The organism is Azospirillum sp. TSO35-2, from assembly GCF_003116095.1.
Taxonomy (GTDB): domain Bacteria; phylum Pseudomonadota; class Alphaproteobacteria; order Azospirillales; family Azospirillaceae; genus Azospirillum.
This window is the reverse complement of sequence record NZ_LGRA01000008.1, coordinates 92,983-110,282: the sequence shown is the minus strand read 5'-3', so window position 1 is coordinate 110,282 and position 17,300 is coordinate 92,983. Positions and strand designations below refer to the sequence as shown.

The window sequence follows — 17,300 nt, the reverse complement described above, 5'->3', positions numbered from 1 at the left end:
TTCACTTCAGGAAGAACTGGACCGGAACCACCAGCTCGATGCGGTCCTGCGCCATCTCCTCCGGCGGAGCCGGCAGCGGCGAGGCACGGCGCACCATCTCCACCGTCTCCTCGTCCAGCACGTCGTGGCCGGAGCTGCGGTCGAGCTGGACCGACAGGACCCGCCCGTCGCGGTCGATGGTGAAGCGGACCTGGGCGACGCCCTCCTGACGGCGGGCCTGGGCGGCGCGCGGGTAGCGCTTGTGCCGTTCCAGATGGCCGAGCACCCGCCCCTGCCAGCTCGGCACCGCCCGGCTGGGCGCTGCGGCCGGCGCCGGGGCCGCCGGTGCGGGGGCCGGTGGTGCTGGGGGGGCGGCGACCGGGGCCGGCTGCACCGGCTGGGCGACCGGGCGGGGCGGCGGCTTCGGCTTCTCCGGCTTGGGCTTCGGCGCCTCCTTCTTCACCTCCGGCTTGGGCTTGGGCCGGTCGGGGGGCGGCTTCGGCAGCACGACCTCCGGCTCCACCACGGGCGGCGGCTCCGGCGGCGGCGGCGGTTCCTCGATCACAGGTTGGGGTGGCACCGGGTCAAGCGGCGGCGGTTCCGGTTCCAGCAACGGCTCGACAACCGGCTCCGGCATCGGTTCGGGCAGCGGGATGTCGATCGCCGGCGTCGGCTCCGGCGGGGCGACCGGCAGCGGCGCCAGCTCCAGCAGCACCGCCGGCGGCTCCGCGTCGCTCGGGGTCAGCGGGACGTGCCAGGCGATCATCGCCAGCCCCGCCGCGGCGTGGACGCCCAGCGCCAGCAGCAGGCTGCCGCCCCAGCGGGTCAGGCCGCCGGCCGGCCGCTCCTCCTCCGCCCAGTCGGCGAAGTCCGGCAGCGCGGTCGTTTGCGCGCTCATGGCGTCGGCGCCGCTTCCAGGCCGACGAGGCCGATCTTCAGGTAGCCGGCGCCGCGCAGGCTGTTCATCACCTCGGTCAGGGCACCGTAATCGACCGTCTTGTCGGCGCGCAGGAAGACGCGCTGGGTCTTGTCGCCGTGGGTGGCGGCGTCCAGCGCGGCGCCCAGCGCCTCCTTGCTGGTCTTGGCGTCGCCCAGCGACAGGCTGTTGTCGGCCTGGATGGTCAGGAACAGCGGCTTGTCCGGCCGCGGCGTCGGCGTGGCGGTGGAGGCCGGCAGGTCGACCGGCACATCCACCGTCGCCAGCGGCGCCGCGACCATGAAGATGATCAGCAGGACCAGGACGACGTCGATGAAGGGGGTGACGTTGATCTCGTGGGTTTCGGTCAGATCGTCGTCGTTGCCGGAGCCGATGCGCGCGCCCATCGCCGTCACTCCGCCGCTTGGGACTTGGTCGCCGGGGCGGTGCGCGGCAGCGCGTGGCGGTCGATGTCGCGGCTCAGCAACCGCAGCACCGCGGCCGACGCGTCGGTCAGCTGCGCCTTGTGCCCGCCGATGGCGCGCGAACAGGCGTTGTAGACCACCACCGCCGGGATGGCGGCGACCAGGCCGATGGCGGTCGCCAGCAGCGCTTCCGCGATGCCCGGCGCCACGACGGCGAGGTTGGTGGTCTGCGCCTTGGAGATGCCGATGAAGCTGGTCATGATGCCCCAGACCGTGCCGAACAGGCCGATGAAGGGGCCGGTCGAGCCGATGGTGGCGAGGATGCCGGTGCCGCGCGCCATGCGCCGGCCGGCCGCCGCCTCGATCCGCTCCAGCCGCGAGGCGGCGCGGTCCATCAGCCCGTCGCGCGACGGCGCGTCGGCCGACAGGTGGGTCTCGGCGATCACCGCGCGCACCAGCGTCGCCGCGGTGCCCTGGCTGAAACCGACCCGCTCCGCCGCCTGGGCCAGCGACCGCGCCTCCTCCAGCATGGCGAGCGCGGCGCGCGCCTTGCGCTTGGCCGAGGTCACCTCGACGCTCTTGGCGATGGCGATGGTCCAGGTCAGCACGGAGGCGAGCGCCAGCCCGACCATCACCGCCTGCACCACCGGGCTGGCGGTGACGAACATGCCCCAAGGCGACAGGTCGTGCGGCAGCGTCGCCAACGACGCCGCCGCGGCGTCCGTCGTGGCCGGCGCGGCGGCGGCGGGTGCGGTGGGCGCCGCCGCCTCCTGCGCCCATGCGGCGGCGTTGGTCATCAGCGCCACGGCCCCGGCGAAAATCCCGGCGTGAGCCCCCTGTCGGGCTGCGGACGGCGCGGGACGGCGGCGAAACGATGTCGGCATGGCGGTCGAACTCCCCCTCAACGCGTGTCCACCACGCGCGGTGCAAAAACCCGAAGACGCTCCAGAGCAAAGCCCCCACCGCGGTTATAGTGCGAATGAGTCTCAATCGCACTGAAAATCTTGCGCCGCAGCGAGGGGGTGCGGCCAATCGCCACCGGCACCGGGCGCGGGGAAAGCGCGATGGGACGGAGGATCCCAGGTGCGAATAAGTCTCAATACCATCGCAAACCCCGCCTGTCGTGCGAAATTTCACCCCGCGGCACCAGACCGAATCGGTCGGCGCGCGAAACCTTCCACCCGTCCCGGCGGTTGACACGCGCATCACCGCCATCCAGGGGAGAAATCCGATGAGCCGCGTGTCGGTTGTGGAAGAGAGTGGCAGCTTCCGGCTGGTCGCCTGCGACGGCCGGTTCGCCGTGGTCGAGGCGCGCGCCGGCCAGGTCTTCGGCATGCCGCAGGACCGCGACGGCGGCCGCGACGGCGCCGCCGACAGCGACGAGGGGATCGAGCGGGTCGCCCATTGGACCGGCGAGGACGAGGCGCGGGCCCTGATGCGCGATCTGGTCCAGCGCGGCAACCAGCTCGCCCGCCGGATGCTGTAGGCGGGGGATCCGCGCCGGAGGGTGATCCACCGGCTTGGTCGGCGCGTACCGACCTGAACCTTGCGGAGTTGCGCCATGGCCAGCGAACAGCGCCGAGCCGTCACCTGGATCACCGGCGGCAGCAGCGGCCTCGGCCGCGCGCTGGCGCTGCGGCTCGCCGGCGGCGGGGCCAGGGTGGCGCTGTCCGCCCGCTCGGCCGCGGACTTGGCGGCGGTGGCGCTGTCGGCGCCGGACCGCATCGCCCCCTTCCCGCTCGACGTGACCGACCGCGCCGCCACCGCCACGGTTGTCGCCACCGTCGAAGAGCGGGTCGGCCCCATCGGCCGCGCGGTGCTGAACGCCGGGACCCACACCCCGATGTCGCTGGAGGATTTCTCCGCCGACACCGCGCGCCGGCTGATGGAGGTCAACTATATGGGCGTCGTCCATGGGCTGGAGGCGCTGCTGCCTCGCCTGCGCGCCCGCGGCGGCGGACAGATCGCGGTGGTGGCCTCGGTCGCCGGCTACCGCGGGCTGCCGACGGCGGCGGCCTATGGCCCGTCCAAGGCGGCGCTGATCAACCTGTGCGAATCGCTGAAACCCGATTGCGACCGCGCCGGCATCCGGCTGCAACTGGTCTGCCCCGGCTTCGTCGACACGCCGCTGACCGCGCGCAACCCCTTCCCGATGCCCGACCTGATGCCAGCGGAGGCGGCGGCCGAGGAACTCGCCGCCGGACTGGACAGCGACCGCTTCGAGATCAGCTTCCCCAAACGCTTCACCCGCAAGGTCAAGATGGCGCGCTGCCTGCCCTACCGGCTCTATTTCCCCCTGGTCCGCAAGGTGACCGGCGCATGACGCAGGATGATGCCCGCCGCCGCGGCCTCGACGCCTGGGCGGCCTTCTTCGAGACGCTGAGCCCCGCCACGCTCGACCGGTTGCCCGACCTGACGGCGCCGGAGGTGCGTTTCCGCGACCCCTTCAACGACGCCCGCGGCCGGGACGCGGTGCGCGCGGTGCTGGCCCACACGCTGGACGGCTGCCGCGACCTGCGCTTCACCGTCACCCACCGGCTGTTCGCCCCCGATCTGGCGATCCTGCGCTGGCGGTTCGAGGCGACGGTGACCGCCATCGGCCGGCTCGACGTGATCGGCACCAGCGAGGTTCGGCAGGCGGCGGACGGCCGGGTGACCGAACACATCGACCATTGGGATTCCGGCGAGCAGGTCTATCTGCGCCTGCCCCTGCTGGGGGCGCCGCTGCGGGTCATTCAGCGGCGGCTGGGCGCGGTGCCTCCGGGACGGCCGGGGGTGTAGCGGCCAGCCGGCTTTCCGGCAGGAAGAACAGGCTGACCGTGCCGATCCACAGGCCCCAGCGGTAGACGTTGGCCCGGTTGACCAGCGCCTCGCCGGGCTGCAGCCACATCCAGTCGTCGAAGCGCACGCGCCAGCGGTCGTCGCCGACCTTCATCGCCAGCTCGTAGCTCCAGTTCAGCGCGTTGCCGGCCGAGTGGCCGACCGCGGTGCCGTAGACGTCGTCGGCCCGCCCCTCGTAGCGGCCGTCGCCGGTCGTCACGATGCGCCAGACCCGGCGGTCGGTCTCGCCGTCGGAATAGAGGAAACGCTCGTCCAGCGTCAGCTCCCGCCCGTCCCAGGTCCCGTCGATGGTCACGGTGAAGCTGCGCCGCAGCGTGCCGAAACGGTCCTCGAACACGCCCCAGGCGTGGGTTCGGCCGGCGAAATAGCGTTCGATCCTCAGCTCCGGCGTCGTGCCGGCGAAGTCCTCGACCTTCATGGCGGAGCATCCGTTCAGCAGGGCAGCGGCCAGTGGGACAACCAGTACGGCGGCGAGCAGGGGGCGGGAACGGGGCATCGTCGTCGTTCTCCGCTCACGGCCGGCGGAAACGCCACAGCCCAACGTCGATGGTTCCGGCGCGGAACCCGGCCTCGCAATAGGCGAGGTAATAGTCCCACAGCCGGCGGAACCGCTCGTCGAAGCCCTGCGCCGCCACCCGCGGCCCGGCCGCCAGGAAGCGCCGCCGCCATTCGGCGCAGGTCCGGGCGTAGGAGGCGCCGAACATCTCGGCGTGCTCCACCACCAGCCCGGCCCGCTCCGCCTGCTCGCGCAGCGCCGATGGGCAGGGCAGCATCCCGCCGGGGAAGATGTGGCGCTGGATGAAGTCGCAGTTGCGGCGGTAGCGCGGGAAGCGCGCGTCCTCGATGGTGATCGCCTGCACCACCGCCGTCCCGCCGGGGACCAGCCGGTCGCGCAGCGTGGCGAAGTAGCGCGGCCAATGCTCCTCCCCCACCGCCTCGATCATCTCGATGGAGACGATGCGGTCGAAGGCGCCGCCGGCGTCGCGGTAGTCCTGCAACCGCAGCTCCACCGCACCGGCCAGCCCGGCGGCGGCGACCCGGTCGCGGGCGAAGCCGAGCTGTTCCGACGACAGGGTCAGCCCGACGACCGAGGCGCCGTGCCGGCCGGCCAGATGCTCCGCCATGCCGCCCCAGCCGCAGCCGATCTCCAGCACGCGGTCGCCCGGCCGGACCCGCAGCAGCTCGGCGACACGGCGGATCTTGGCGTCCTGCGCGTCCTCCAGGCTCTGGTCGGCGTGCTCGTAGAGCGCCGACGAATAGGTCATGCCGGGGTCGAGCCACAGCCGGTAGAAGTCGTTGCCCAGGTCATAGTGGAAGGCGATGTTGCGCCGGCTGCCGCCGCGCGAGTTGGCTCGGCTGCGGTGGAACAGCCGGTTGGCGATCACCGCCAGCGCGCTGCCGTCCAGCCCGTCCTGCAATTCCGCCTCGTTGCGGATCGCCAGCTCGATCAGCGCCGGCAGGTCGGTGGTGCGCCACAGCCCGTCGCCGTAGGCCTCGGCCAGCCCGATGTCGCCGCCCAGCAGCAGGCGCCGCGCCGCCGCCGGGTCGGTCAGCGCCAGGTCGGCGCGCAAGCCCCCGGCCGGGTCGCCGAAGCGCAGCAGGCGGCCATCGGGCAGGCGCAGGCTCAACTCGCCATGGCGCAGCCGGGCGGCGAGCCCGAGCAGGGCGCCGGTCCACAGGTCGCGTCCGGTCATCAGCCGCAGCCACCAGGGGCGTGGACGGAAAGCGGGCGCTGCGATGTCGGTCATGAAGGATCCCCTGGCTCTTTGCGGGTCAGTTGTGGGTCGGGGTGGCGCCGACGATGGTCACCGGCTCGTCCGGGGCCGGCGGGCGCGGGCGGATGCCCATGCCCTTGCGCCACAGGTGCAGCGCCTCCCAATGGATGCCGGCGACCACCTTGGCGGTCATCAGCGGGTGGCGGGCCCAGGCGCGCAGGATGGCGCCGTCGGTCAGCTCCATTCGCCGGGCGGTCAGCGCCGCGTGCAGGACCGGCCCCGCCGCGTCGGTCTGGCGGATGGCGAGCGCCAGCGGCTCGTCGGCCACGCCGGCGGGCGGGCGGATGCGGAAGTGATAGGCGGTGTCCATGTCCATGAAGGGCGAGACGTAGAACCGCTTGTCGCAGCGCTGGCGCACCAGCCCGTCCGCCCCCGGCTCGGCCGGGATCAGGTAGGCGTGGCGCTGGCCGAAGGTGTTGGTCACCTCGTGGATGGTGGCGGCCAGCCCGCCGTCCGGCCGGTGGCAGAACCAGACGCAGAGCGGGTTGAAGGCGAAGCCCAGCACCCGCGGAAAGCACAGCAGCCGCACCGGCCCACCCGCGGCGATGCCGGCACGGGCGAGCTGGCCTTCGGCCCACGCCTTCAGCGAGAGCGCACCCCCCTCCCCCAGCGGCCCGAAATCGCGGTCGCGGAAGCCGATCAGCCCGAAGCGGTCGTGGCCGAACAGCCGCAGCGCGCGGTCCAGCCGCGGTAGCTCGTCGAGATCGACCAGCAGGCTGAACACCCGGTAGGACAGCCGATGGCGCACCGGCCGGACCCGGTGGTGCGTCACCACGCCGGGATAGAGGCCGGACGCGAAGGGCGCCCCGTTTGGAAGGCCGGCCATCATGCCGCCTCACGCGCGGCGCGCAGCGGCGCCGGGCCCAGATGGATGCGGCCGGACTCGTCGGCGACCGTCCAGGGCCGCCGCACCCCGCCCAGCGCCTCCGCCACCGCCAGCCCGGACTGCAGCCCGTCCTCGTGGAAACCGGCGCCGAAGTAGGAACCGGCGAACCAGGTGTTCTGGCGGCCTTGCAGGCTCCACAGCTGCTTCTGCGCCGCCAGCGCCTCCATCCCGAACACCGGGTGGTCGTAGAGGACGCTGCGCAGGATGGTGCCCTCGCGCGGCGGGCGGACCGGGTTCAGCGTGACGAACAGGTCGCGGTCCGGTGGCAGGAAGCCCTGCAGGCGGTTCATCCAATAGGTGACGCAGACCGCGTCGGCGCCGGCATCGCCGCGCTGCGACAGGTAGTTCCAGCTCGACCACACCGCCCGGCGCTTCGGCATCAGGCCGGCGTCACTGTGCAGGATGGCGAGGTTGCGCTCGTAGCCGATGGAGCCGAGCAGCAGGCGTTCCAGCGGCGTCGGCTCCTCCAGCAGGGCCAGCGCCTGATCGGCGTGGGTGGCGAACACCACATGGTCGTGGGCCCGCACGCCGCCGCGGCGGTCGCGCACCAGGACGCGGCCGAACGGCTGGCCACTCCCGCCACCGTGAAAGCTCTCCCGCGTCACCGCCTCCACCGCACAGTTCAGGCGCAGCACGGCGGGCATGTCGTCCAGGATGCGGCGGACATAAGCGCGGCTGCCGCCCTCCACCGTGCGCCAGACCGGGCGGTCGGCGATCTTCAGCAGCCCGTGGTTCTCGCAGAAGCGGACGAAGGCGGCGGCGGGATGGTCGCGCATCGCCTCCGCCGGGGTCGACCAGATGGCGGCGGCCATCGGCAGCAGGTGGTCGCGCACGAAGGCGTCGGAATAGCCCCCGCGCTCCAGGAAGGCGCCCAGCGTCAGCGTGCCGGCGTCGGGATGAGCCAGCAGCCCCGGCGCCTCGCGGTAGAAGCGCAGCAGGTCGGCCAGCATCCGCCAGAAGCGCGGGCGCAACAGGTTGCGCTTCTGCGCGAACAGGGTGCGGAGCGAGGTGCCGGCATACTCCACCCGCCCGCCGTCGAGCGAGGCGGCGAAGCTCATGTCGGTCGGCCGGGTCGCCACGCCGAGATGGTCGAACAGCGCCACCAGGTTGGGGTAGCAGGGCGCGTTGTAGACGATGAAGCCGGTGTCGACCGGCCCGGCGCCGTCGGCGTCCACGGTGTTGGCGTGGCCGCCCGGCCGGTCCTCCTTCTCGTACAGGGTGACGCGGTGCGCCTTCGACAGCAGCCAGGCCGTCGACAGGCCGGCGATGCCCGAGCCGATCACGGCGATGTCGAGCGGTGCCGCTCCGGCCGGCGGGCGGAGCTGGTGGACGGTGGCGGAAGCGTCGGGAAGCGGCATGGGGCGGCCCTATCCGGGTCTTGGGGGATCGTGCCTGAACTGTGTGTCCAGGTTGTGCACCCAATACGCCGACGCACCGCCGCCGGATCACGCCCAGGTCACGCTTTCGCAATTTTGGGCGATGCGGCCGAAAAGCCGGCGAAAAGCCGCTGCGGGGAGTGATCCGACGCGTCGGAGCCGCCGTACTGCGGCCATGATCGCCTCACTCGCCTCCGTGCTGTCACCGACCGCCGACCCGGACCCCGGCGGGGCCCGCGCGCCGGGCACCGAACCGGCTGCCGATTTGGCGGCCGGCTTGGCGGCCGATCTGGTCGCGGTGGCGGCGGCCGGCGACCGGGCGGCCTTCGCCCGGCTGTTCGCCCATTTCGCCCCGCGGGTGAAGGCCTACATGCTGAAGCTCGGCATGCCGGCGCAGAAGGCGGAGGATCTGGCGCAGGACACCCTGCTGACGGTGTGGCGCAAGGCGTCGCTCTACGACCCGGCGCGGGCGGAGCCGGCGAGCTGGGTGTTCACCATCGCCCGCAACCTGCGCATCGACGCGTTGCGCCGCGAACGCCATCCCGAGGTGTCGGACGACGAGCTGCTGGAGCATGAGGACGAACGGCCCCGTGCCGACGACCTGCTGGACGGCGACCGCCGCGCCCGCCGCCTGCGCGGCGCGCTGGCGACGCTGACGCCGGAACAGGCGGAGGTGGTCCGGCTGTCCTTCTTCGCCGACCTCGCCCACCCGGCCATCGCCGAACGGCTGGACGTGCCGCTGGGCACCGTGAAATCGCGCCTGCGTCTGGCCATGGCCAAGATCCGCAAGGCGCTGGGAGACGACGACCGATGACCGCCCGCAACGCCCCATCACCGACCGCCGGCTGGACCAGTTGGCGGACCGCCCGGCCGAACCACCACCCCAGCGACGCGCTGCTGGTCGCCTATGGTTCCGGCAGCCTGGGCGAGGGGCTGTCGCTGGCGGTGGCGCTGCACCTCGCCCGCTGCCCGGACTGCCGCGCCACGCTGGCCGGGGTGGAGGCGGTGGGCGGCGTCCTGCTCGACGACCTGCCGCCCGCCCCGCTCGACGGCCTGACGCTGGCCGGCACGCTGGCCCGCCTCGACCGCGAGAGCGCCACCGCCACCCCTCCCCGCCCGGCGGCGAGCGGGCGCGACCCGGCGCTGCCGGCGCCGCTGCGCCCCTATGTGCCGTCGCTGGAGGGGTTGGCGTGGCAGCGGCTGGCCCCCGGCGTACGCCGGGTGGAACTGCTGCCGCGCACCGCGTCGGGCGGCGCGGCGCAACTGCTGCGCATCGCGCCGGGCACCGCCCTGCCCCACCACGGGCATGGCGGGGTGGAGCTGACGTTGGTGCTGAGCGGCCATTTCGCCGACGAGCTGGGGCGCTACGGCCCGGGCGACCTCGCCGAGGTCGACGGTGACACCCGCCACCAGCCGATCGCCGACAGCCACCGCGACTGCGTCTGCCTGATCGCCACCGACGCCCCGCTGCGCTTCACCGGCCTGATGGGCCGGCTGATGCAGCCCTTCATCGGGCTGTAGGAAACCGCGACCCTACCCGGCCCTACGCAGCCGCTTCCATCGGCGTCAGGCCGCGCGTCAGGTGGGCGAGGTCGCGGTCGAACGCCTCCTGGTCGGCCTCGCTCAACTCGAACCGCAGATGCTGGCGGCCGTGCTCGCTCGACTTGATGCGCGCGGTCAGCGGGCGGGAAGAGCCGTCGATGCGCAGCACCAGCGGCGCGCCGGGCCGGCCGTCGGGCGCACCGGTCAGCATGGCGCCGCCGGACGACAGGTTGCACACGGTGGCGCGGACCGGACGCCCGCCCGGCGGTTCGACGGAACAGCCCAGCGTCACGGCGAAGCGCGGCCGCCGCCGGCGGTCGACGTCGCTGGTGGCGGTGCGGACCACGCGGACCAGCATGTTGCGCAGCGTGTCGATGCCGCCCGCCACGTCGTCGGCCACCGTCCGCACCTCGCCGGCGCGGCTCTGGGTGGCGTCGGCTTCGGCCGAGACGCGGCCGATGCGCACCGACACCTCCTTGGCCGCCGCGCTGGTCTGGGCGACCGAACGGGCGATGTCCTGCGTCGCCGCCGACTGTTGCTCCACCGCCGCGGCGATGGAGGAGGAGATGGTCGCCACCTCGTGAATGGTGTCCGACACCTCGGCCACGGCGCCGACGGCGGACTCCGTCACCGCCTCGACCTCGGCGATCAGCGAGCCGATCTCCTCGGTGGAACGCGCGGTCTGGCTGGCGAGGTTCTTCACCTCCTGCGCGACGACGGCGAAACCGCGCCCGGCCTCGCCGGCCCGCGCCGCCTCGATCGTGGCGTTCAGCGCCAGCAGGTTGGTCTGGCTGGCGATGTCGCCGATCAGCCGGGCGACGGCGCCGATGCGCTCCACCGAGGCCGACAACTGCTCGATGGTGGTGCGGGCGACGCCCGCCCGTTCGACCGCACGGCCGGTGACCTGGGTGGAGTTGGACACCTGCAGGCCGATGTCGCCGATGGAGGCCGACAGCTCCTCCGTCGCGGAGGCCACGGCCTCGGCGGTGCTCAGCGCCTGCTGGGCGGCGACGGCGACGTTCTGGGCGTTGCCGCTGACCTGAAGCGCCGATTCGGCCATGGCGCCGGCGTTGCTGCTCATGCGCGCGGTGCGCTCGGCGACGCGGTCGACGGCGACGGCTGTCTCCTGCTCCACCTTGTCCGCCATCGCCTCCAGGGCCTGGCGCCGCTCCTCCTCGCCACGCCGGCGGGTTTCCTCCTGCGCGGCGCGCAGGCGGGCGTTCTCCTGCGCGCTCTGCTGGAAGACGCGGACGTTGTCGGCCATGCTGCCGATCTCGTCGTGCCGGTTCTCCAGCCCGACATCGACGTCCAGCGTGCCGCCGGCCAGCGCCACCATCACCCGGCGCAGCCGCGCCACCGGCCGGATCACCGCCCCCTCCAGGAAGACGACGCAGGCCGCCGCCATCAGGGCGATGATCAGCCCGGCGCCGATCAGGGTGAAGCGCAGCCCGGTGGTGGTCGCCCGTACCATGTCGATGCCGGCGGTCAGCGCCTTCAACTGGTCGCCGCTGATGCCGACGACGCTGGCGCCCAGCGTCTCCAGGCTGTCGCCCATGGTGTCGGCGACGCCGTCGAACTGGCCCATGATCCGGTTGCCGGCCGCCGGCCCGCCGTCGACATAGGCCTGCGCCATCCGCCGCCCCAACTCGTAGAAGGGGCCGAACGACTTCCGCACGTTCTCGATCTCGGCAACCACCCGGGGCAGTCCAAGGTCGCGGGCGAGCCCGATGGCGGCGGCGGTGTGCTCGTCGAAGCGGCGGGCGTAGCCGGCGGCCTTTTCCGGACCGTCGTTCATCCCGTCCAGGCCGCGCGTGGCCGATATGTCGGTCAGCCATTGCTGGGTCTGCGCGACGTCGTAGCGGATCTCCGCCACCAGCGACACCAGCGGGACGACCCGGCCGACCACGTCGCCGGTCTCGCGCTGGACCTCGGCCAGATGCGCGCTCTGGCGGTCCATGTCGCGCATGGTGAGGACCGAGGACAGGCCGACCGCGGCAAAGACGAACAGCGCGACCGCGACGACCTTCGCACGGATCGAGATGGCGTGAAGAATGTTGCCGGCAGTGATCATGATTGGACGCTTGATCGCTTAAGAGTGTGAACGATTTTCAATCGTATTTATCTATAATCATAATAAAGGTGTCAGAGTGGATCGTCACGGGAAAGGCGAAGTCCTGCGCAAAACGCCGCACCTCACGCCCAACTGCTGTCGGAAAATTTATGAGAAGACTTGGCGAAACAAACGAATACTTCAAGCGCTCGGCAGACCGCCTTCACGCCGCCCCGTTCCCGGCGCCGGCCTCCGCCGGCTCGGCGAGGGCGGCCAGGGCGTCGATGGTGGCGTAGGCCGTCTCTTCCAGCGCATCGCACAGCTCCTCCCCGGCCCGCCAATCCTCCGATGCCAGCGCCCGCTGTTCGAACAGCGCCGCCAGCCGGCTGAGCCGCGCCGCGCCGACGTTGGCCGCCGTTCCCTTCAGGGTGTGGGCCAGACGGGCCAGCGGGACCGGGGCCTGGCCGAAACCGGCCGACCGGCCCGGCATCCCGGCGGAGGCACGGACATCGGACCGGATGGCGACGACGCTGTCGCGCACGGTGCGCTGGAAGGCGGCGACCGTCTGTTCCCACACGCCGCCGCCGATCACGGCGCGCAGCGCATCGGCCTGGACGCGGTCGAGCAGCGGCGTCGCCCGCCAGCCGTCGTCGCCGGTCCCGGCCGGCCCGCCGGGCGCGGTCCGGGACGGCCCCGCGGGCTCGGCACCGCCCGCATCCCCATTGTCCGGCCCATTGTCGGGCCCATTGTTGGCCCCATTCCTGGTCCCGACCACGGCCGCCAGGGTTTCGTGCAGGTCGGCCGACACGATCGGCTTGGTCAGGTAGGCGGTCATGCCGGCGGCGAGATATTCGGCGCGGTGGCCGGGCATGACGTTGCCGGTCAGCGCGATGATGGGCAGGAACGCGGCATCCCCCGCCATGGCGCGGATGTGGCGGGTGGCGGTCACGCCGTCCATCACCGGCATCTGCACATCCATCAGCACGACGTCGAAGCGGGTCTCACCGACCAGCCGCACCGCCTGCAACCCGTCCTCCACCGCCGTGACCCGGTGCCCGGCACGGCGCAGCATCGTCACCACGATGTCGCGATTGATCTCGTTGTCCTCGGCCACCAGGACGTTGAGGCCGGTCGCCGGCTCGTTTCCGGCAGACGCCGCCAGGGCGGCGGGCGCGCAAGGCGCCGGTTCGACACCGCCCGCGGCCGCGGCGGCGGCCTCGCAGCGCACGGTGAACCAGAAGGTGCTGCCCTTGCCCTCGGCGCTGACGACGCCGATCCGCCCGCCCATCAGGGTCACCAGTTCCCGGCTGATCGCCAGCCCCAGCCCGGTGCCGCCGAAGCGCCGGGTGGTGGAGCTGTCGCCCTGGGTGAAGCGGCGGAACAGGATCGGCTGCACCTCGTCCGGAATGCCGATGCCGGTGTCGGCGACCTCGAACCGCAGGAAGAACGCGCCGGCGTCCGGCCGCTCCTCCAGCCCCACCCGCAGGGCGACGCCGCCGCGGTGGGTGAACTTCACCGCGTTGCCGATCAGGTTGACCAGCACCTGCCGGATGCGCCGCAGGTCGGCGCGCACGCGCTCCGGCACCACCGGCGCCACCTCGTGCGTCAGGATCAGCCCGCGTCCGCCGGCGGTCGGCTCCAGCAGGTCGACGCAGTCGCTCAGCATGGCGCGCAGTTCGAAATCCACCGGCTCGACCTCCGCCTTGCCGGCCTCCAGCTTGGACAGGTCCAAGATGTCGTCGATGATCTGCAGCAGCGCGTTGCCGGACCGTTTGGCAACGTCCAGCAACTGGCGCTGCTCGTCGTCCAGGTTCGGTCCGTCGACCAGCGCCAGGGCGCCCAGGACGCCGTTCATCGGGGTGCGGATTTCGTGGCTCATCGTCGCCAGGAACTCGCCCTTGGCGCGGTTGGCCTGGTCGGCCGCCTCCTTGGCGCGGCGCAGGCTGGCCTCGATCTCGCGCTGGGCGGTGACGTCGCGCAACGCGCCGGTGACGTAGCGGCGCTCACCCTCGCGCCAGCCGGCCAGCGTCGCCTCCAGCGGGAACTCGCTGCCGTCCTTGCGGCGGCCGGTCAACTCCCGCACCTCCGACCGCGGCGTGTCGCGGCCGCTGCCGCGGTAGGTCGCCAGCAGCCCGTCATGGACCGCGCCGACCACCGTCGGCATCAGCCGGGTCATCGGTCCGCCGACCACCTCGGCGGCGCTGTAGCCGAACAGCCGCTCCGCCGCCCGGTTGAAGGTGTCGAGCGTGCCGTTCTCGTCGATGGTGACGATCGGCTGGCCCACCGCCTCGAACATCGCGCGGTAGCGCGATTCGCTGGACGCCAGCCGGTTGGCCGCCACCTCGCGTTCGGTGATGTCGGTGGCGGAGCCGCGATAGCCGCGGAAGGCGCCGCGCTGGTCGAAGATCGGGCGGCCGCTGACGCTGAAATAGCGCAGGCCCGCGGCGGTCATCACCCGGTAGCGGAAATTGCGGAACGGCTCCCGCCGTTCCATGATGCGGCGGTGCTCGTCCCATTTCGCGGCGTCGCCCGGCTCGCGCAACGCGACGTCCTCGCGCCGCATCCCGATCGGCAGGGCGCCGTCGGCGATGTGCGGCACCAGCGGCCCGACCAGCTGGGAGAAGCGCAGGTCGGCGTCCATCTCCCAGAACCAGTCGGACGCGGTCTCCGCCTGGTCGCGGAACCGCTCCTCGTTCAGGGCCAGCCGCCAGGCCAGCGCGGTCAGCCGCGCCGTCTGCCGCGTCGCCAGCAGGGCAAGCCCGGCCAGGCCGAAGCTGCAGGCCGCCGCTCCCAGCAGGTAGATCCGCTGCCGTCGCCGCGTGTCGCTCAGAAAGGCCCCCTCGTCGAAGGCGGCGGTCACGATCAGCGGGTAGTCGGGCAAGGTGCGGAAGGATTGCAGGCGCGGAATGCCGTCGATGACGCTGGTGGCACGCAGGAACCCGGTCGGTTGCCGGCGCGCCATCAGCAGGGTCGGCGATTCGCCGATGTCGCGCCCGACGATGCGGTCGTTCATCAGCGACCGGGCGCGCAGGATGCCGTCGGTGCCGATGATCGCCACCGCGCCGTTGGGGCCGACGTCGAGCTGCTCCAGCGAGCGGCTGAAATAGAAGGGATCCATCGACGCGACCAGCACGCCGGCGAAGCGGCCGGCGCTGTCGTTGATGCGGCGGGTCAGCTGGACCGACCATTTGCCCGAAGCCCGGCCGAACACCGGCTTGCCGATGAACAGCCCGGCGTTCGGGTTGTTCGCATGGACACGGAAATGGTCGCGGTCGGCGAGATGGACACGGGTCGGCGCGTCTTCCACGCTGGTGCGGACAAGGTCGCCATGCTCGTCGATCACCCCGAGCTGGATCAGGATGCTCGACCGCTCCACCGCCTGGCGCAACTGGCGGGGCGCACCGCTCCCCCAGACGTCGCCATGCTCGTGGAAGTCGTCGATCAGGAACAGCATGACCTGGTCGGCTTCGGCGATCGCCCGCGTCGCCTGTTCGGCCACGACGCGGGCAAGATTGCCGCCGTCGCGCTCGGCCCGGGCCATCGCCTCCGCCTCGTCGTAGCGGGCGAGCATCAGCGCCACCACCCACAGGCCGGCCGCCATCACCAGGGTCGCCGCCCAGACGGCGACCACGAACCCGTGCTGCTGAAGCCGTTGCCCCATCATGCCCGGTCTTCGCCGACGACTGGCCCGACCGCGGGATGACCGGCCGCGAGCGCCGCCACCCCCCGCGCCAGCCGCGGCAGGTCGACCGGCGGCGGCAGCGTCAGGTCGGCCGGCCCGGCGCCGTAGAGCACGCAGGGCAGGTCGGGCCGCAGCGCCTTCAGGCGGGCGACCAGCGTCCGTCCGACCGACGACGCGCCGAGGCCGGGCCCGACGACGACCACATCGAAGAAGGCGGGTTCGTCGGCGACGATCTCCAGCGCATCCCCGGCGTCGTCGCACACCGACACCTCGCAGCCCTGGCGCTCCAGTCCGCTCTGGAGCCGGTCGCCGGCCGCGGGGTCACGGTCGACCACCAGCACCTGGATGACCGGCGCGGCGCGGACGGAACGGTCCGGCACGGCGGGAACGGGGCGTGGGGACGGCAGCGCCGACGGCACGCCGGGGATGTGGATGCGGACCACCGTCCCCTCCGCCGGGTGGGTGCGCAGCTCGAGACCGCCGTCGTGGCGGCGGGCGACCAGCAGCGCGGCGGGCACCGCGTCGGCATCGCCCCGCGCCCGGTCGCCCCCCCGGCGGGCGCGGGCACGGGCGGACAGCAGCGGGTCGACCAGGGCGAACAGCACCTCGTCGGCCAGCGGCGGCCCGTCGATCCGCAATTCGAACAGCGCGTGCAGACCGGGTCGCGGCGCCAGCAGCGTGCGCACGCGCCAGCCCGCCCGGATGGCGGCGGCGTCGACGTCGGCATCGGCGGCGGCGGCCGGGCCGCACTCCCCGTTCCAGGCCGCGACGCGCAGGCACAGCCGCGCCTCCGGCGCCCGTCCGGCGGCGTCGGTCAGGTCGAGCGCCAGCCCGGCCAGGGTGCGCGCCAGCAGGCCGGTGTCGCAGATCACGTCCGGCGCGCCCGGCTCGTCACGGATCGACAGGCTTGCCGGAATCGCCGGAGCGGTGTGCAGCAGGGCCGCGGTGCTGGACAGCACGCGGGCGGCCCGGTCAGGGCGCAGGTCGAGCGGGTCGAGGCGGGCGGCGCTCATCAAACGGCGCAGCGCGGTCCGGCTGCGGTCGACCGCGTTGACGATGCGAACGGCGTAATCGGCCTGGGGCGCGCCGGGCGGCAGACAGGTCGGCAGGTCGGTGACCAGGAAGTCGGCATAGCCGGCGACCGCGCCCAGGGCGTTGTTCATGTCATGGACGATGGCGCCGGCCAGTTCGGCGCGGGCGTCCATCGCCTCGATCTGCTGGGCGCGCAGGCGTTCGGCGGTGTGATGGCGGCCGACGACCAACGCGCCGCCGTCGGCCAGGGGCCGCCGCTCCGGCGTCATCCAGGCGGGCCAGGGGACGGTCGCCTCCGCCGTGCCGTCCCACGCCGCCCCCGGCGCCGAGGCCGGCCCCAGCAGCATCTGCGCCGCCTGGTTGGCGTCGAGCACCCGGCCGTCGCGGCCGATCCGGATCATCGGCTCCGCCGCCGCGTCGAAGGCGGCGCGCAGGGCCGCCGCCACGTCACCGGTCGCCGCATCCCCGCTGTTCGGCTGGAGCATCCATGCCTCCGATGCCAGAGTGCCCTGTGGTCCCGTATCCCGTACCGCCGCATCCGGACCGGCCACCCGGCGCCGGCAGGTCCAGGCCAGCAGCGCCGCCGCCGCCGCCATCCCGCCCACGGTGGCTGCGATCCAGGGCGCGGCGCCCCGCAGCGGGCCCATCGCCGCCACCCAGAACACCACCGCCCCGCCGAGCGCAGCCAGCGTCGCCGTCACCATCGCCGGAACCCGGCGCCGTGCGGAGGGGGGCTGCGGCATGGCCGGTTGGACGGAAGGTCGGGGAAACGCGTGATCGGACGGTCTCATCAGAC

15 protein-coding genes are annotated in these 17,300 nt (G+C 73.0%); 5 read left to right on the top strand and 10 right to left on the bottom strand.

The window, feature by feature from the left end:
* Position 1 precedes the first annotated feature (1 nt).
* Genes TSO352_RS01965 through exbB form a run of 3 tightly spaced genes read right to left on the bottom strand, consistent with a single transcriptional unit; the run spans position 2 to position 2,117 of the window.
* Entirely contained in the window at positions 2-877 is an 876-nt protein-coding gene (locus TSO352_RS01965) for an energy transducer TonB (RefSeq protein ID WP_109105712.1), read from the bottom strand.
* Complete coding sequence (gene exbD / locus TSO352_RS01960; RefSeq protein WP_109105711.1) at positions 874-1,302, bottom strand: TonB system transport protein ExbD; 429 nt, start codon at positions 1,300-1,302, stop codon at positions 874-876. Before exbD ends, TSO352_RS01965 begins: the two co-directional genes overlap by 4 nt.
* A gap of 5 nt (positions 1,303-1,307) precedes the next feature.
* Positions 1,308-2,117, bottom strand: a complete 810-nt coding sequence (exbB, locus tag TSO352_RS01955) for a tonB-system energizer ExbB (RefSeq protein ID WP_109106623.1) — start codon at positions 2,115-2,117, stop codon at positions 1,308-1,310.
* 434 nt (positions 2,118-2,551) lie between these two features.
* Between exbB and TSO352_RS01950 the strand changes: the two genes are divergently transcribed.
* From TSO352_RS01950 to TSO352_RS01940, 3 genes are all read left to right on the top strand, one after another.
* Positions 2,552-2,806, top strand: a complete 255-nt coding sequence (locus tag TSO352_RS01950; protein WP_109105710.1) for a hypothetical protein — start codon at positions 2,552-2,554, stop codon at positions 2,804-2,806.
* Between the two features lie 75 nt (positions 2,807-2,881).
* Positions 2,882-3,643, top strand: coding sequence for an SDR family NAD(P)-dependent oxidoreductase (locus TSO352_RS01945; RefSeq protein WP_109105709.1), 762 nt, complete (start codon positions 2,882-2,884; stop codon positions 3,641-3,643).
* On the top strand, positions 3,640-4,101 hold the full coding sequence (locus tag TSO352_RS01940) for a nuclear transport factor 2 family protein (RefSeq protein WP_109105708.1): 462 nt from the start codon (positions 3,640-3,642) through the stop codon (positions 4,099-4,101). The genes TSO352_RS01945 and TSO352_RS01940 overlap by 4 nt, the downstream gene beginning before the upstream one ends.
* Here the strand turns inward: TSO352_RS01940 and TSO352_RS01935 are convergent.
* From TSO352_RS01935 to TSO352_RS01920, 4 genes are read right to left on the bottom strand one after another with little or no spacing between them, the layout of a single operon-like run.
* Positions 4,052-4,657 carry a DUF3833 domain-containing protein gene (locus TSO352_RS01935; protein WP_109105707.1) on the bottom strand — a complete coding sequence of 202 codons (606 nt, stop codon included), beginning with the start codon at positions 4,655-4,657 and terminating at the stop codon, positions 4,052-4,054. The two genes, TSO352_RS01940 and TSO352_RS01935, sit on opposite strands and share 50 nt — an antisense overlap.
* Before the next feature lie 16 nt (positions 4,658-4,673).
* Complete coding sequence (locus tag TSO352_RS01930) at positions 4,674-5,909, bottom strand: cyclopropane-fatty-acyl-phospholipid synthase family protein (RefSeq protein ID WP_109105706.1); 1,236 nt, start codon at positions 5,907-5,909, stop codon at positions 4,674-4,676.
* Positions 5,910-5,934: 25 nt separating this feature from the next.
* Positions 5,935-6,762 carry a DUF1365 domain-containing protein gene (locus TSO352_RS01925; RefSeq protein WP_109105705.1) on the bottom strand — a complete coding sequence of 276 codons (828 nt, stop codon included), beginning with the start codon at positions 6,760-6,762 and terminating at the stop codon, positions 5,935-5,937.
* A complete protein-coding gene (locus TSO352_RS01920) occupies positions 6,762-8,180 on the bottom strand; it encodes an FAD-dependent oxidoreductase (protein WP_109105704.1) in 1,419 nt (472 codons plus the stop codon). The genes TSO352_RS01925 and TSO352_RS01920 overlap by 1 nt, the downstream gene beginning before the upstream one ends.
* Before the next feature lie 193 nt (positions 8,181-8,373).
* Here TSO352_RS01920 and TSO352_RS01915 point away from each other — a divergent pair, with 193 nt between their 5' ends.
* Both TSO352_RS01915 and TSO352_RS01910 read left to right on the top strand, forming a co-directional pair.
* A complete protein-coding gene (locus TSO352_RS01915) occupies positions 8,374-9,012 on the top strand; it encodes a sigma-70 family RNA polymerase sigma factor (protein WP_109105703.1) in 639 nt (212 codons plus the stop codon).
* On the top strand, positions 9,009-9,719 hold the full coding sequence (locus TSO352_RS01910) for a ChrR family anti-sigma-E factor (RefSeq protein ID WP_109105702.1): 711 nt from the start codon (positions 9,009-9,011) through the stop codon (positions 9,717-9,719). Before TSO352_RS01915 ends, TSO352_RS01910 begins: the two co-directional genes overlap by 4 nt.
* 22 nt (positions 9,720-9,741) lie before the next feature.
* On the opposite strand, the gene TSO352_RS01905 is transcribed toward TSO352_RS01910, so the two are convergent.
* The 3 genes from TSO352_RS01905 to TSO352_RS01895 all read right to left on the bottom strand — a co-directional run bounded on the left by TSO352_RS01905 (position 9,742) and on the right by TSO352_RS01895 (position 17,247).
* A complete protein-coding gene (locus TSO352_RS01905; RefSeq protein ID WP_109105701.1) occupies positions 9,742-11,811 on the bottom strand; it encodes a methyl-accepting chemotaxis protein in 2,070 nt (689 codons plus the stop codon).
* A 202-nt stretch (positions 11,812-12,013) separates the two neighbouring features.
* A complete protein-coding gene (locus TSO352_RS01900) occupies positions 12,014-15,454 on the bottom strand; it encodes a PAS domain S-box protein (protein ID WP_247871846.1) in 3,441 nt (1,146 codons plus the stop codon).
* Complete coding sequence (locus TSO352_RS01895; RefSeq protein WP_158284506.1) at positions 15,451-17,247, bottom strand: PAS domain-containing protein; 1,797 nt, start codon at positions 17,245-17,247, stop codon at positions 15,451-15,453. The genes TSO352_RS01900 and TSO352_RS01895 overlap by 4 nt, the downstream gene beginning before the upstream one ends.
* Between the last annotated feature and the right edge of the window lie 53 nt (positions 17,248-17,300).

Excerpts from the sequence above, each read along its gene's own strand:
- TSO352_RS01915 (WP_109105703.1), top strand. The coding sequence starts at position 8,374 with ATGATCGCCTCACTCGCCTCCGTGCTGTCACCGACCGCCGACCCGGAC.
- TSO352_RS01965 (WP_109105712.1), bottom strand. The coding sequence starts at position 877 with ATGAGCGCGCAAACGACCGCGCTGCCGGACTTCGCCGACTGGGCGGAG.
- TSO352_RS01910 (WP_109105702.1), top strand. The coding sequence starts at position 9,009 with ATGACCGCCCGCAACGCCCCATCACCGACCGCCGGCTGGACCAGTTGG.
- TSO352_RS01920 (WP_109105704.1), bottom strand. The coding sequence starts at position 8,180 with ATGCCGCTTCCCGACGCTTCCGCCACCGTCCACCAGCTCCGCCCGCCG.
- TSO352_RS01945 (WP_109105709.1), top strand. The coding sequence starts at position 2,882 with ATGGCCAGCGAACAGCGCCGAGCCGTCACCTGGATCACCGGCGGCAGC.
- TSO352_RS01940 (WP_109105708.1), top strand. The coding sequence starts at position 3,640 with ATGACGCAGGATGATGCCCGCCGCCGCGGCCTCGACGCCTGGGCGGCC.
- exbB (WP_109106623.1), bottom strand. The coding sequence starts at position 2,117 with ATGACCAACGCCGCCGCATGGGCGCAGGAGGCGGCGGCGCCCACCGCA.
- TSO352_RS01900 (WP_247871846.1), bottom strand. The coding sequence starts at position 15,454 with ATGATGGGGCAACGGCTTCAGCAGCACGGGTTCGTGGTCGCCGTCTGG.
- TSO352_RS01950 (WP_109105710.1), top strand. The coding sequence starts at position 2,552 with ATGAGCCGCGTGTCGGTTGTGGAAGAGAGTGGCAGCTTCCGGCTGGTC.
- TSO352_RS01925 (WP_109105705.1), bottom strand. The coding sequence starts at position 6,762 with ATGGCCGGCCTTCCAAACGGGGCGCCCTTCGCGTCCGGCCTCTATCCC.
- TSO352_RS01935 (WP_109105707.1), bottom strand. The coding sequence starts at position 4,657 with ATGCCCCGTTCCCGCCCCCTGCTCGCCGCCGTACTGGTTGTCCCACTG.
- exbD (WP_109105711.1), bottom strand. The coding sequence starts at position 1,302 with ATGGGCGCGCGCATCGGCTCCGGCAACGACGACGATCTGACCGAAACC.
- TSO352_RS01905 (WP_109105701.1), bottom strand. The coding sequence starts at position 11,811 with ATGATCACTGCCGGCAACATTCTTCACGCCATCTCGATCCGTGCGAAG.
- TSO352_RS01895 (WP_158284506.1), bottom strand. The coding sequence starts at position 17,247 with ATGCCGCAGCCCCCCTCCGCACGGCGCCGGGTTCCGGCGATGGTGACG.
- TSO352_RS01930 (WP_109105706.1), bottom strand. The coding sequence starts at position 5,909 with ATGACCGACATCGCAGCGCCCGCTTTCCGTCCACGCCCCTGGTGGCTG.